This window comes from Streptomyces fulvoviolaceus (assembly GCF_000718165.1).
GTDB classification, from domain to species: Bacteria; Actinomycetota; Actinomycetes; order Streptomycetales; family Streptomycetaceae; genus Streptomyces; species Streptomyces fulvoviolaceus.
Window position 1 is genome coordinate 113044 of record NZ_JOEY01000006.1, and the last position, 14496, is coordinate 127539.

12 protein-coding genes are annotated in these 14496 nt (G+C 71.7%); 7 read left to right on the forward strand and 5 right to left on the reverse strand.

Annotated elements, in window-relative coordinates; translation table 11 throughout:
- Window positions 1–5 precede the first annotated feature (5 nt).
- The 5 genes from IG08_RS0108125 (at window position 6) to IG08_RS0108145 (ending at window position 6956) form a co-directional block, all read left to right on the forward strand.
- A complete protein-coding gene (locus IG08_RS0108125; RefSeq protein WP_043453571.1) occupies window positions 6–1646 on the forward strand; it encodes a LuxR C-terminal-related transcriptional regulator in 1641 nt (546 codons plus the stop codon).
- 132 nt (window positions 1647–1778) lie between these two features.
- Window positions 1779–3164, forward strand: coding sequence for an FAD-binding oxidoreductase (locus IG08_RS0108130; RefSeq protein ID WP_030598148.1), 1386 nt, complete (start codon window positions 1779–1781; stop codon window positions 3162–3164).
- 34 nt (window positions 3165–3198) lie between these two features.
- A complete protein-coding gene (locus IG08_RS0108135) occupies window positions 3199–4197 on the forward strand; it encodes an LLM class flavin-dependent oxidoreductase (protein ID WP_030598149.1) in 999 nt (332 codons plus the stop codon).
- Between the two features lie 11 nt (window positions 4198–4208).
- Window positions 4209–6548: an ATP-binding cassette domain-containing protein gene (locus tag IG08_RS0108140; protein ID WP_030598151.1), complete on the forward strand. Its 2340-nt coding sequence runs from the start codon at window positions 4209–4211 to the stop codon at window positions 6546–6548.
- Window positions 6549–6611: 63 nt separating this feature from the next.
- Window positions 6612–6956: a DoxX family protein gene (locus IG08_RS0108145; protein WP_030598153.1), complete on the forward strand. Its 345-nt coding sequence runs from the start codon at window positions 6612–6614 to the stop codon at window positions 6954–6956.
- On the opposite strand, the gene IG08_RS0108150 is transcribed toward IG08_RS0108145, so the two are convergent.
- The 5 genes from IG08_RS0108150 to IG08_RS0108170 all read right to left on the reverse strand — a co-directional run bounded on the left by IG08_RS0108150 (window position 6953) and on the right by IG08_RS0108170 (window position 12180).
- Window positions 6953–7741, reverse strand: coding sequence for a lysophospholipid acyltransferase family protein (locus tag IG08_RS0108150; RefSeq protein WP_030598156.1), 789 nt, complete (start codon window positions 7739–7741; stop codon window positions 6953–6955). The genes IG08_RS0108145 and IG08_RS0108150 overlap by 4 nt on opposite strands.
- Window positions 7741–8511, reverse strand: a complete 771-nt coding sequence (locus IG08_RS0108155; protein ID WP_030598160.1) for a GNAT family N-acetyltransferase — start codon at window positions 8509–8511, stop codon at window positions 7741–7743. The genes IG08_RS0108150 and IG08_RS0108155 overlap by 1 nt, the downstream gene beginning before the upstream one ends.
- A gap of 296 nt (window positions 8512–8807) precedes the next feature.
- Window positions 8808–9557, reverse strand: a complete 750-nt coding sequence (locus IG08_RS0108160) for a succinate dehydrogenase/fumarate reductase iron-sulfur subunit (protein ID WP_030598163.1) — start codon at window positions 9555–9557, stop codon at window positions 8808–8810.
- On the reverse strand, window positions 9554–11506 hold the full coding sequence (locus tag IG08_RS0108165; protein ID WP_030598168.1) for a fumarate reductase/succinate dehydrogenase flavoprotein subunit: 1953 nt from the start codon (window positions 11504–11506) through the stop codon (window positions 9554–9556). Before IG08_RS0108165 ends, IG08_RS0108160 begins: the two co-directional genes overlap by 4 nt.
- A gap of 2 nt (window positions 11507–11508) precedes the next feature.
- Window positions 11509–12180 carry a succinate dehydrogenase gene (locus IG08_RS0108170; RefSeq protein ID WP_030598170.1) on the reverse strand — a complete coding sequence of 224 codons (672 nt, stop codon included), beginning with the start codon at window positions 12178–12180 and terminating at the stop codon, window positions 11509–11511.
- Between the two features lie 120 nt (window positions 12181–12300).
- Here IG08_RS0108170 and IG08_RS0108175 point away from each other — a divergent pair, with 120 nt between their 5' ends.
- The gene (locus tag IG08_RS0108175) at window positions 12301–13185 is read left to right on the forward strand and encodes a LysR family transcriptional regulator (RefSeq protein ID WP_030598173.1); all 885 of its coding nucleotides are present in this window, start codon (window positions 12301–12303) and stop codon (window positions 13183–13185) included.
- A gap of 41 nt (window positions 13186–13226) precedes the next feature.
- Window positions 13227–14486, forward strand: coding sequence for an outer membrane protein assembly factor BamB family protein (locus IG08_RS0108180; RefSeq protein ID WP_030598176.1), 1260 nt, complete (start codon window positions 13227–13229; stop codon window positions 14484–14486).
- Window positions 14487–14496 lie beyond the last annotated feature (10 nt).

Sequence of the window (14496 nt, forward strand, 5' to 3'; positions counted from 1 at the left end):
CGGCCATGGACACGCTACGGCAGGCGCGGGACGCCGTGGCCCAGGAGCAGTGGGCCGAGGCGTACTGCCTGCTGTCCGGCCTGGACGCCGCCCGGCTGACCCCCGACGACCGGGCAGGGTTCGCGGACGCCGCCTGGTGGACAAGCCGGGTCGAGGAGTCGATCGACCAGCGGATGCGGGCCTACTCCGGGTACGCCGAGAAGGGCGCCGGCCGGAGGGCCGGGCTCATGGCCTGGCTGCTGTTCTACGAGCATCAGCTCGCGGGCCGCTCGGCCGTGGCCGCCGGCTGGCTGCGCCGGGCCCGGCGGCACCTGGGCGGCGAGCCCGAATGTGTGGAGCAGTGCTACCTCGCCTGGGTCGACACGGAGGCAGCTCAGGAGCGCGGCGCGTTCGACGAGGCGATGGCCTCGGCCCGCCGTATGGCCGCCGTCGCCCGGCGCTGCGGCAGCCCGGACCTGCACGCCATGGCCGTCCAGGCGCAGGCGTCCGTCCTGGTGGCACAGGGGCGGGTCGCCGAGGGGCTCGACCTGCTCGACGACGCGATGTGCTCGGCCACGGCCGGCGAGCTCAGCGCCTTCTTCACCGGCTGGGTCTACTGCCTGGGCCTGCAGCAGTGCATGGCCTGCGTCGACCTCGACCGCGCCGCCCAGTGGACCGAGGCGGCCATGAAGTGGTGCGAGGCGATGCCGGCGGAGAACAACTTCCGGGGACTGTGCCGGGTGCACCGCGCGGAGGTGCTGGAGCTGCGGGGAAGCTGGCCGCGGGCGGTGACCGAGGCCGTACGGACCTGCGAGGAGCTGCTGCCGTACGAGCGGCGGATGGCCGCGGAGGCGTTCTACCTGATCGGCGAGATCCGGCGGCGGCGCGGCGAGCTGACCGAGGCCGAGGAGTCGTACGACAGGGCGCACGAACTCGGCCGTGATCCGCAGCCCGGTCTCGCCCTGCTGCGGCTGGCCCAGGGGAAGACCGAGGCCTCCGCCGCGGCCCTGCGCCCCGCCCTCGCGCATGAGGGGTCGGGCCGTCTCGAGCGCTGTCGGCTGCTCGTCGCCCAGGTGGAGGTCTCCCTCGCGCTCGGGCACCTCGACGAGGCGCGCACGGCCGCCGAGGCACTGGAGTCCCTGGCCGGGGAGTGGCAGCGGCTGCGTGGCACGGCGGCGACACCGCTGCACGCGAGTGCGGCGTCGGCGGGCGGGGCGGTGGCGTTCGCGGCCGGGGACCTCGACCGTGCGCAGGACCTCTTGCGCCGCGCGCTGGACCTCTGGCTGGAGCTGTCGGTGCCGTACGAGGCGGCCCAGGTACGGATGACCCTGGCCGCCGCGGACCGCGCCGCCGGTGACACGGAGGGTGCCCGGATGGAGCTGCGGGCCGCCCAGCAGGTCTTCCAGGAGCTGAGTGCCGCTCCGGACGCCCGCCGGGCCGCTGCCCTGCTCGCCGATGTGCAGCGACGGCGGCCGGGCGGGCTCACCGAGCGCGAGATCCAGGTGTTGCGGCTGGTCGCGGCGGGCCGGACGAACCGGGCCGTCGCCGCGGAGCTGGTGATCAGCGAGCACACCGTCGCCCGGCACCTCAACAACATCTTCGCCAAGCTCGACGTGTCCTCACGGGCGGCGGCGACGGCGTACGCCTGCACCCACGGGCTGGTCTGAAGGGCATGGGCCGTTCTGCCCATGTCCGGCCCGCCGGAAATGGGCGATTTCCGCGATGACCACGCCTCGCCACCGGCGTAGACCGGTGGTGTGAGCCCAACCCACGGAGAGCACGGAAAGCAGGTGGCGGCCATGACCACCTCCACACCCATCCTCGACCACAAGCTGCTGGACCGGCTGCGCGGGGCCGTGCGCGGCGACCTCGTCGAGCCCGGCGACCCGGACTACGACGAGGCGCGCAAGGTCTACAACGCCATGCACGACAAGCGGCCCGCGATCGTCGTGCAGGCCGTCGACGCGGGCGATGTCATCGCCACGGTGGACTTCGCCCGCGACCAGGGCCTGACGCTCGCGGTACGCGGCGGCAGCCACAGCGTTCCCGGCTACGGGACCTGCGACGGCGGGGTCGTCCTCGACCTCGGGCGGATGCGCGGGATCCGGGTCGACCCCGACGCCCGCACGGCCTGGGTGGAGGGCGGCTGCACCTGGGCGGACGTCAACCACGCCACGCACGCCTTCGGCCTGGCCACCACCGGCGGGGTCGTCTCCACCACCGGGGTGGGCGGCCTGACGACGGGCGGCGGCATGGGATACCTGGCCCGGCGCTGCGGTCTGGCCTGCGACAACCTGGCCTCGGTCGACCTGGTGACGGCCGACGGATCCTTCCTGACCTGCACGGACGAGCAGCACAGCGACCTGCTGTGGGCGGTGCGCGGGGGCGGCGGGAACTTCGGGGTCGTCACGTCCTTCGCCTCCCGGCTGCACCCCATCGCCGACATCCTCGGCGGTCCGACGTTCTACCCGCTCGACGCCGACGTGATCCGCCGCTACCGGGAGCTGGTCGCCGAGTCCGACGAGCGGCTCGGCGCGCTGCTCGTCGTAGGCCTCGGACCTCCTGTGCCGTTCCTGCCCGAGCGCTGGCACGGCCGCCCGCTGTGCGGCGTGGTCGCCTGCTGGACCGGCCCCGAGGCCGAGGACGACCGGATCCGCGAGCGTCTCGACGCCCTCGGACCGGTGGTGGGCCGGCACCTGGAGCGCATGCCGTACCCGGTGATCAACACCCTCTTCGACGACCTCGTGCCCGCCGGTCTCCACCACTACTGGAAGGGCGCCTTCACCCAGGGGCTGCCGGACGGTGTCATCGACGCGTTCGTCGAGTACGGCCCCACGACCCCGTCGATCCAGAGCGTGACGGTCGTCTTCCCCATCGACGGGGCCTGCCACCGGGTCCGTCCCGAGGACACGGCGTTCTCCTACCGGGACGCCGACTTCTCGATCGCGCTCAGCCCGACCCTCACCACCCGTGAGGAGTGCGACGCCCACAAGGGCTGGGTCCGCGCATTCCACGGGGCGCTCGCACCGCACTCCATGGAGGGCGGCTACGTGAACTTCATGGACGGCGACGACCAGGACCGGGTGGGAGCGAACTACCGCGGTAACCTCGCCCGTCTGACGGCCATGAAGCGGCACTACGACCCGGGCAATCTCTTCCATCTGAACCACAACATCGCGCCCTGAGGAATCCTGCGGGCTCCCAGGTGTTGAACCCTGCATGAGCTCCGTGACCGCCTCGACCCGCTTCTCCGTCCTCGACCGCTCCCGTACCCGCGAGGGTCACACGGACGCGGAGGCGCTGCGTGACACCGTGCGGCTGGCGCGGGAGCTGGAGGGACTCGGCTACCACCGGTTGTGGGTCTCGGAGCATCACGGGGTGCCCGGGGTCGCCGGTTCCGCGCCGACCGTGCTGGCCGCCGCCGTGGCCGCCGCGACGCGGTCGATCCGGGTCGGTACGGGCGGGGTGATGCTGCCCAACCACCAACCCCTGGTGGTGGCCGAGCAGTTCGGGGTGCTGGAGTCCCTCTTCCCCGGGCGGATCGACATGGGTCTGGGCAGATCCGTGGGCTTCACGGACGGCGTGCGCAAGGCGCTGGGGCGCGACAAGGACGACGCCGACGACTTCGCCGGGCAGCTGGACGAACTGCTCGGCTGGTTCCGCGGGACGTCCCCGACCCGGGTGCACGCCCGCCCCGCCGAGGGCCTGACCGTGCCTCCGTTCGTGCTGGCCATGGGCGAGGGCGCCGGGATCGCGGCCCGCGCGGGCCTGCCGATGGTCATCGGCGACCTCAGGAACCGCGAGAAGATGCAGCGCGGCATCGACCACTACCGCGACCGGTTCCGCCCCTCCCTCTGGGCGCGGGAGCCGTACGTCGTCATCTCCGGCACGGTCGCGGTCGCCGCCACGCCCGAGGAGGCGCGTCGGCTGCTGGTCCCGGAGGCCTGGTCAATGGCGTACTCCCGCACCCACGGCACCTTCCCGCCCCTGCCGCCCGCCGAGCGCGTCGAGGGGCTCACGATGACCGCAAAGGAGCGCGGCTTCTACGAGTCCGGCCTCGCCGGGCACATCGCCGGCACCGAGGAGCAGGTCGCCCACGAGCTGGAGACGGTGCTGAAGGAGACGGGGGCACAGGAGGTGCTGGTCACCACCAGCACGTACGACCGTGACGCACTGCTGGACTCCTACCGGCGGCTGGCCACGATCGTCTCCGACTAGAGTTCCCCCTCATGCACAACGCCCATGACCCGTATGTCCGCGTCCGCGACGCCCGCGAGCACAACCTGAAGGGCGTGGACGTCGACATCCCGCGGGACGTGTTGACCGTGTTCACAGGCGTGTCCGGGTCGGGGAAGTCGTCGCTGGCGTTCGGGACGATCTACGCGGAGGCACAGCGGCGGTACTTCGAGTCGGTAGCGCCGTACGCGCGACGGCTCATCCACCAGGTCGGGGCGCCGAAGGTCGGGGAGATCAGCGGCCTGCCGCCTGCCGTCTCGCTCCAGCAGCGGCGCTCGACGCCGTCGTCCCGCTCGTCCGTCGGCACGGTCACCAACCTCTCGAACTCCCTGCGCATGCTGTTCTCCCGCGCGGGCGACTACCCGCCGGGGGCCGAGCGGCTCGACTCGGACGCCTTCTCCGCGAACACGGCGGCCGGGGCCTGTCCGGAGTGCCATGGGCTCGGCCGGGTCCACCGTACGACCGAGCAGTCGCTGGTCCCCGACCCGTCGCTGTCGATCCGGGAGGGCGCGGTCGCCGCGTGGCCGGGGGCCTGGCAGGGCAAGAACCTGCGGGACATCCTCGACACGCTCGGGTACGACGTGGACCGGCCCTGGCGTGAACTGCCCGCCGATCAGCGGGAGTGGATCCTGTTCACCGACGAGCAGCCGGTGGTCACCGTCCACCCGGTGCGGGACGCGGACCGCATCCAACGGCCGTACCAGGGCACGTACATGAGCGCCCGGCGGTACGTCATGAAGACCTTCTCGGACTCCAAGAGCCCGACGCTGCGGGCGAAGGCGGAGCGGTTCCTCACCAGTGCGCCCTGCCCGGCCTGCGGCGGCAGCAGGCTGCGGCCGGAGGCGCTGGCGGTGACCTTCGGGGGGCGGACGATCGCCGAGCTGGCGGCGCTGCCGCTCACCGAGCTGTCAGAAACGCTGAAGGGCACATCGGAGACCGCGCGCGTCCTCACCGACGACCTCAAGTCCCGTATCGCCCCCGTCGTCGAACTCGGCCTCGGCTACCTCAGCCTCAACCGCGCGACCCCCACCCTCTCGGCGGGCGAACTGCAGCGGCTGCGGCTCGCGACCCAGCTGCGCTCCGGGCTGTTCGGGGTCGTGTACGTCCTCGACGAGCCGTCCGCCGGACTGCACCCGGCGGACACGGAGGCGCTGCTGACGGTGCTGGAGCGGCTGAAGGCGGCCGGGAACTCGGTGTTCGTGGTGGAGCACCACCTCGACGTCGTACGCGGCGCCGACTGGCTCGTGGACGTGGGGCCGTTGGCCGGTGAGCACGGCGGGCGTGTGCTGCACAGCGGGCCGGTGGCAGAGCTCGCCGGCGTCACGGAGTCCGCCACGGCCCGCTTCCTGTTCGACCGCTCCCCCGCGCCCGTACGCCAAGTACGCACACCACGCGGCCAGTTGAAGGTCGGTCCGGTCACCCGGCACAACCTGCGCGCAGTGACGGCCGAGTTCCCGCTCGGCGTGTTCACCGCGGTGACCGGCGTCTCCGGGTCCGGGAAGTCCACGCTGATCGGCGAGATCACGGAGGATCTGGCGGGGGTCGGCCGTCTGGTCTCGGTCGACCAGAAGCCGATCGGACGCACCCCGCGCTCGAATCTGGCGACGTACACCGGCCTCTTCGACGTCGTGCGGAAGGTGTTCGCGGCCACCGACGCGGCACGCGAACGCGGCTTCGGCGTCGGCCGGTTCTCCTTCAACGTGGCGGGCGGGCGCTGCGAAACCTGCCAGGGCGAGGGCTTCGTCAGCGTCGAGCTGCTCTTCCTGCCGAGCACCTACGCGCCGTGCCCGGACTGCGGCGGGGCCCGCTACAACCCCGACACGCTCGAAGTGACGTACCGCGGACGGAACATCGCGCAGGTGCTGGACCTCACCGTGGAGACAGCGGCGGAGTTCTTCGCGGACACCCCGGCCGTGGCCCGCAGCCTCAGCACGCTGCTCGACGTGGGGCTCGGCTATCTGCACCTAGGTCAGCCCGCCACCGAACTGTCCGGCGGCGAGGCGCAGCGCATCAAGCTGGCGAGCGAGCTGCAGCGGGTGCGGCGCGGCCACACGCTCTATCTCCTCGACGAGCCCACGACGGGACTTCATCCGGCCGATGTCGAGGTCCTGATGCGGCAGTTGCACGGTCTCGTCGACGCCGGGCACACCGTGATCGTCGTCGAGCACGACATGTCCGTCGTCGCGGACGCCGACTGGGTGATCGACCTGGGACCGGGCGGCGGTGACGCGGGCGGACGGATCGTCGTGGCGGGGACGCCGGCGGAGACGGCACGGGCGGAGGGGAGCGCGACGGCGCCGTATCTGGCACGGACTCTGGCCGCGGGCGGCTGAGTGCGGGGAAGCTGGTCCCGAGGGACGGGCGACCCTGTCGGTCCCCGACCGGAGGGGGAGGCCATGTCCACGACGTATGTGATCGTCACCGTCCTCACCATCGTGGCCAACGTCTCCATCGCCTCGGCGGACTTCGCGCGGGCCCGGTTCGTCCTCGGCAACATGGCCGAGGTGGGCATCCCGAAGCGGCGGCTGCCGTTGCTCGCCGTGCTCAAGCTCGTAGGAGCGGCCGGGCTTGTGCTGGGGCTCCTCGGTGTTCCGGTCGTCGGGGTCGCGGCGGCGACAGGGCTGGTCCTGCTCTTCGCCTGCGCGGTTGCCGTGCACCTCCGTGCCCGCGTGTTCCACAGCATCGCGTGGCCCGGCAGCTTCCTGGCGCTGGCGCTGGCGTCTCTTGTCCTCGCGCCTTAGGCGACCGAATGGGCCCGCGTCACCGGCTGCGCGGCCCTGGCCAGTGAGCGACGGTCGGGGTGGGCGCCCGGCGCGATGACGTCCCGTGTCTCGACCTCCGCCACCAGCCCCCGCGCCGACACCACCCTCCACAGCGAGGTGAACAGCGTGTCCTCGCCGACGAAGGCCGGTGCGGTGCTGGCCGCCCCGTGGGCGGTGCGGTAGTGGATGTGTACGGGCTGGACGGGAACGTGTGCGTCGAGCGCGGCCTGGAAGACGGCCCGGCGGAAGTGTCCCTGGGCGCGGCCGCACCAGGTGCTGCCCTCGGGGAAGACCGCGACCGCCTGCCCCGCGCGCAGTGCCTCCGCGATACGGGCGACCGTGTCGGGCAGGGCGCGCAGCCGGTCCCGCTCGATGAACAGCACACCGCCGCGCGCGACCATCGGCCCCGCCACGGGCCACTGGCGGATCTCGGACTTGGCGAGCATCCGGGCGGGGCGTACGGCGCCGAGCAGCGGTATGTCCAGCCAGGAGATGTGGTTGGCGACCAGCAGCAGTCCGCCGGCGGGCGCGGCGGGCCCGGTGACGCGGACCTGCACTCCCGCCGCCCGCACGATCCACCGGCACCAGCGCCGCACCAGCCCGGCGGGGATCAGCCCGCCGAGCGGCGTGAGTGCGACCCCCGCGACGACCAGGACCACGACCGCCGTGAGCCGCAGCACGGCACGCGGTACGGCGGTCACGGACCCCGTCGGTTCCACGCACGCCCCGGGGGTGCAGGGCGCGCCGGGCAGCCAGACGCTCATCAGGACGGTACGAGAGAGAGGAAGTGCCGCAGATAGCGCGCGTTGACGCGACGCATCGACAGCAGCACGTACAGGTCGGCGACCCCGAAGTCAGGGTCGTGGGCGGGCTGCCCGCACACCCAGGCGCCGAGGCGGAGGTAGCCGCGCAGCAGCGGGGGCAGTTCGGTGCGGCCGGCGGGCGTCTCGTTGCCCGGCACCCACGGCAGCAGCGGACGTACACGGAACTCCTGGGGAGCCAGGTGCTTGTCCCGCACCCGGTCCCACGTGCCGGTCGCGAGGAGGCCGCCGTCGGCGAGCGGGATGGAGCAGCAGCCCGCCAGCCACTCGTGGCCGCGGTCCACCATGTAGCGGGCGATACCCGCCCAGATGAGTCCGATCACCGCGCCGTCCCGGTGGTCGGGGTGCACGCAGGACCGGCCGACCTCGACGAGCCCGGGCCGGATCGCGTCGAGCGGGGCGAGGTCGAACTCGCCCTCCGAGTACAGCCGTCCGGCGACCGCGGCCCGCTCCGGGGGCAGCAGCCGGTACGTCCCGACGACCTGGCCGGTCACGGTGTCGCGCACGAGCAGGTGGTCGCAGTAGGCGTCGAAGCCGTCGATGTCGAGCCCCGGTTCCGGAGTCGACAGCAGGGCACCCATCTCCAGGGCGAACACGTCGTGCCGCAGCCGCTGCGCGGCCCGCACATCGGCCTCGTCGCGGGCGAGGGTGACGGTGTAGCGGGTGGGCGCGGCGGGCTGCGGGGGACGGTCGAGCGTCGTAACGCCGGTCATGGCACTCTCCTGGTCACGGGCCGGAGGCGGCGAGCGGTGCCGCCGCTCCTGTTCTTCCGATCCCGGCTGACCGGCGCATGACGAGTGCCGGGAGAGTGGATGTGGGGTTGTTGAATGCCAGGGGCGCCCCACGGAGAAGCGAGACGGGGCCGGGTGTGAGCACCACTCCCGGCCCCGCCCGTCCGCACCCTTTCGGCGAACGTTTGGTGCAACCCCCTAGGGGCGCGGGGAACTGCGCGACCAGCCACAAACGACCCGCAGCCGCCCGACAGCCGCTTCCCCAACGGCGAACGGCGCTACCGCTTAGCCGCCCGCCGGGCAGCCCGCAGCCACTCCTTGTTCATGCTCGTGATGGAGACCAGCGGGATGCCCTTCGGGCACGCGGTGGCGCACTCCCCGGCGAGCGTGCACCCCCCGAATCCTTCGTCGTCCATCTGCGCCACCATGTCCAGCACCCGCGTCTCCCGCTCCGGCGCCCCCTGCGGGAGCACGTTGAGGTGGTTGACCTTGGCGGACGTGAACAGCATGGCCGCGCCGTTGGGGCAGGCCGCCACGCACGCCCCGCAGCCGATGCACTCCGCGTGCTCGAACGCGAAGTCGGCGTCCGGCTTCGGTACCGGGGTCGCATGCGCCTCCGGTGCGGCCCCGGTGGGCGCGGAGATGTACCCACCCGCCTGGATGATCCGGTCGAACGCCGACCGGTCCACCACCAGGTCCTTGATCACCGGGAACGCCGACGCCCGCCACGGCTCGATGTCGATCGTGTCGCCGTCCTTGAAGGACCGCATGTGCAGCTGACAGGTCGTGGTGCGCTCGGGCCCGTGCGCGTCCCCGTTGATGACGAGGGAGCACGCGCCGCAGATGCCCTCGCGGCAGTCGTGGTCGAAGGCCACCGGGTCCTCACCGCGGAGGATGAGCTCCTCGTTGAGGGTGTCCAGCATCTCCAGGAAGGACATGTCGGAGGAGATGCCGTCCACCTCGTACGTGGACATGGTGCCGTCGGCGTCGGCGTTCTTCTGCCGCCAGACGCGCAGGGTGAGCTTCATGCGTAGCTCCGCTGAGTGGGGTGGACGTACTCGAAGACCAGGTCTTCCTTGTGCAGGACGGGAGCCGAGCCGGTGTTGGTGAACTCCCACGCGGCCGCGTACGCGAACTCCTCGTCCCTGCGGGCCGCTTCTCCGTCGGGCGTCTGCGACTCCTCGCGGAAGTGGCCGCCGCAGGACTCGACGCGGTGCAGCGCGTCGAGGCACATGAGCTCGGCGAGCTCGAGGTAGTCGACGACCCGGTTGGCCTTCTCCAGGGACTGGTTGAACTCCTCGCCGGTGCCCGGGACCTTGATGCGCCGCCAGAACTCCTCGCGGATCTGCGGGATGCGCTCCAGCGCCTTGCGCAGCCCGCTGTCGGTGCGGGCCATGCCGCAGAACTCCCACATGAGTTCGCCGACTTCGCGGTGGAAGGAGTCGGGGGTGCGGTCGCCGTCGACGGACAACAGCAGATTCAGTCGGTCCTCCGTCTCCGCCAACGCCTCCTGCACGACGGGGTGTTCGGCGGTGACCGCCTCGTGGTGCGGGTTGCGGGCGAGGTAGTCGTTGATGGTCGCCGGCAGCACGAAGTAGCCGTCGGCGAGGCCCTGCATCAGCGCGGAGGCGCCGAGCCGGTTGGCCCCGTGGTCGGAGAAGTTGGCCTCGCCGATCGCGAACAGGCCGGGGACGGTGGTCTGGAGGTCGTAGTCGACCCACAGCCCGCCCATCGTGTAGTGCACGGCCGGGTAGATGCGCATCGGCACCGCGTACGGATCCTCGTCGGTGATCCGCTGGTACATGTCGAAGAGGTTGCCGTACTTCGCCTCCACGGCCTTGCGCCCCATGCGCTTGATGGCGTCGGCGAAGTCCAGGTAGACGCCCTGCCCGCCGGGGCCCACTCCCCGGCCCTCGTCGCAGACGTTCTTCGCGGCGCGGGAGGCGATGTCACGCGGGACCAGGTTGCCGAAGGCCGGGTAGATGCGCTCCAGGTAGTAGTCGCGCTCATCCTCGGGGATCTTGTTCGCCGGCCGGTCGTCGCCCTTGGCCTTGGGCACCCAGATCCGGCCGTCGTTGCGCAGCGACTCGCTCATCAGCGTGAGCTTGGACTGGTGGTCGCCGGTGCGCGGGATGCAGGTCGGATGGATCTGTGTGAAGCAGGGGTTGGCGAAGTAGGCGCCGCGCCGGTGGGCCCGCCAGATCGCGGTGGCGTTGGAGTTCATGGCGTTCGTCGACAGGTAGAAGACGTTGCCGTAACCACCGCTGGCGAGTACGACGGCGTCCGCGAAGTAGGTGTCGATGCGACCGGTGATGAGATCGCGCGCCACGATCCCGCGCGCCTTCCCGTCGATGACGATCAGGTCGAGCATCTCGGTGCGCGGATGCATCTCGATGTTCCCCGCGGCGATCTGCCTGCTGAGGGCCTGATACGCGCCGAGCAGCAGCTGCTGACCCGTCTGGCCACGGGCGTAGAAGGTCCGCGAGACCTGCACGCCACCGAAGGACCGGGTGTCGAGCAGTCCGCCGTACTCCCGCGCGAAGGGCACGCCCTGCGCCACGCACTGGTCGATGATCTCCACCGAGATCTGCGCCAGGCGATGGACGTTGGACTCCCGCGCCCTGAAGTCGCCGCCCTTGACGGTGTCGTAGAACAGCCGGTGGACCGAGTCGCCGTCGTTGCGGTAGTTCTTCGCCGCGTTGATGCCGCCCTGCGCGGCGATCGAGTGGGCGCGACGCGGGGAGTCCTGGTAGCAGAACTGGACGACGTGGTAGCCCTGTTCGGCGAGCGTGGCGCCCGCGGAGCCGCCGGCCAGGCCCGTCCCCACGACGATCACCGTGTGCTTGCGCCGGTTGGCGGGGTTGACCAGCTTGGCCTCGAAACGGCGCTTGTCCCAGCGCTCGTTGACGGGTCCGGAAGGGGCCTTGGGGTCGCCGACCGGTTCGCCGGTCGCGTAGTCCGCGTATTCAGCAGTCATCTTCAGCTCACCACTCCGGTCATGACGCCCACGGGTACGGCGATGAAGCCGGCCGTGAGCAGCAGCGCGAGGACGTTGGCGACGGTCTTCAGGGCGCGGTCGCGGGCCCGGCTGCCGACGCCGAGGGTCTGGGCGGCGCTCCAGAAGCCGTGCCGGATGTGCAGGCCGAGCGCGAGCATCGCGACGATGTAGATGACGTTGCCGTACCAGGTGGAGAAGGTGTCCACGACGTTCTGGTACGGGTGCCCCTCCTGGAAACCGCCCGGGTGCACGGTGCCGGTCGTCAGGTCCAGGATGTGCCACACGATGAACAGGCCGAGGATGATCCCGCCCCAGCGCATGGTGCGCGTCGCGTAGCTTGCCCGCGCCTTCTTGTGGACGTACTTGCTGGGCCGCGCACTGATGTCGCGGCGGCTGAGCTGGTACGCCGAGGTGGCGTGCGCGACGACCGCGACCACCAGCACGACGCGGATGAGCCACAGCGTCCACTCGTAGTGCATGAACGGCTCGCCCACGGTGCGCAGCCAGTGCGCGTAATGGTTGAACTCGCCCGCCCCGAAGAAGATCTTCAGGTTTCCGATCATGTGGACGACCAGGTACAGCAGCATGATCAGGCCGCTGACGGCCATCACGGTCTTCTTGCCGACGGAGGAGTCCCACACGGTACGTGCCATGGACGGTCGTCGGTCCGTCCGCGTTGCCAGAGCCATGACTCAAGACGCTAGGGCCGAACCACCCCATCGGTCCAAGACATGGTCCGGCTCGTTTCAATAGAGAGATCCTATGATGGCCGGGTGCAGTTCCAACAGCTCCAGTACTTCGTGGCGGTCGCCGAGACCCGGCACTTCACCCGGGCCGCCGACCTGGTCCATGTCGCGCAGCCCTCGCTGTCGCAGCAGATCAAGGCCCTTGAGCGGGAGCTCGGCGCCGATCTGTTCCAGCGGGCCCGGGGCAACATCACGCTCACCGACGCGGGCGAGGCACTGCTGCCACTGGCCCGCCGGATCCTCGCCGACGCGGACACGGCCCGGCACGAGGTGCTGGAGCTGGTCCAACTCCGCAGCGGCCGGGTCCGGTTGGGCGCGACCCCGAGTCTGTGCACCGGCCTGCTGCCGGACGTGCTGCGCGCCTTCCACGACCGCTATCCCGGCATCCGGCTGCTGATCGAGGAGGGCGGCTCCCACGACCTCGTACGGGAGCTCGCCCGCGGCGCCCTCGACCTGGCCCTGGTCGTCCTGCCCCTGCCCACGCCCTCCCCCGCGCTCACCACGGTGGAACTGCTCCGCGAGGACCTGGTCGTGGTCTCCTCCCCGGACGCCCCGAAGCCCGGCCGAGGGCAGCGCACCGTCCAGGTCGCCGACCTCGAGGGCGAGCGCCTGGTGATGTTCCGCCACGGCTACGACCTGCGGGAACTGACCGTCGCCGCCTGCCGCGCCGAGGGCTTCGAGCCGGACTTCGCGGTCGAGGGCGGCGAGATGGACGCTGTGCTGGGCTTCGTACGGGCGGGGCTCGGGGTGGCCGTCGTACCGCGGATGGTGGCCGCCCGGTCGGGGCGCGGGCTGCGGGTGACGCCGCTGGCCCGGCCGGGGCTGCACCGGACGATCGCGCTCGCTCACCGCAGCGACGTGGCTCCGCCGCGGGCGGCGCGGGAGTTGCAGCGGATGCTGCTGGAGCGCTGAACCGTCGCCGTAGCATGGTGCGTTCTCGTACGGGGGTGCACATGCGGCAGGTACGTGTGGTGGGCGCGGCACTGATGGGGCTGTTGCTGGCCGGGTGTTCAGGCGCGGGGAACACACCCTCCGACGACTCCGGGCATACGACGGCCTCGTCGCCGGCCGCCCCCACCGCGCCGCGCTCCGCCTCCCCCGTGTCGGGGCCGTGGCGTACGTGGACCGTGCCCCTGTCCGTGCAGGAGAACCGCGTGTTCGTGCGGGAGGACCGCGGCAACTGCGGCGCGACGGCTCACCAGGCCGTGTGCGCCACCAGCACGGGCGGTCTCGTCGGGCGGTCCCGGACGACCGGCGAGGTCACCTGGGTCGTTCCCGGGACCGGCAAGGGAAACAGCGCGGGACTCGTCCTCGACGCGGCCGACGAGCGGGCCGTGACCGGCGTGGGCGAAGAGGTACGTGCCGCCGACCTCCGCACGGGGACGGCGGCTTGGACGCACCGGCTGGCAGACGGCAGCACCGCCGACGTGATCACGTCGGCGGACAGCACCGTCTATGTCCTCGAAACGCCGGCCGCGACCTCCGAGCCCATCGTCCTCCGTGCCCTCCGCGCCTCCGACGGCAAGACTCTGTGGCATCACACGCTCGACGCGGACGCGGACGCGTCCGGGGGACTCGCCGCCTTCGACGGCCGCGTCTACACCACCGACGGCACCCGGGTCACCGCCCGCGACGCCCGCACCGGCAGGGCTCTGGCGACCAGCCCCGAGAGCACCGAGTGCCCGACGCTCATCTCCGGCGGGCACTACCTGGTGTGCGCCGGCAGCCCGATCTCGGCCGGGGACGTCTTCCCGCCGCTGAAGCGCCTGGATCCCGTCACGCTACGGCCCTTGCCGACGCCCGAGGACACCGGAGAAAAGCCCGAACGCGGGCTCATCTCGCCCGACGGAGTGCTGGTGCTGTTCGAGGACAGCGCGGAGGACCCCGGGCCCGGCCACTGGAACGCGTACGACCTCGTCCACGGGCGCAGGCTGTGGAGCTACTACACCACGACGGAGGAAGCCGCCCTGGCCGACGGCCGGTTCATGACCTTCACCCCGGGCAACGACAAGACCACCAGGGGACGCGTCATCACGATCGACCTGCACGAGGGCCCGAAGGCCACGGGAACCGCCGCTGCGCGCATGTCCCCGCCGTATCCGCAGACCAGGCGCGCCGAACACCCCTTGCTCATGGTGCCCGGCGGCGACACGGGCCTGGTGATCGTCCAGGCCCGGGCCCACCGCTCCCTGCGCTCGATCCCGCTCCCCTGAAGCTCCCTCA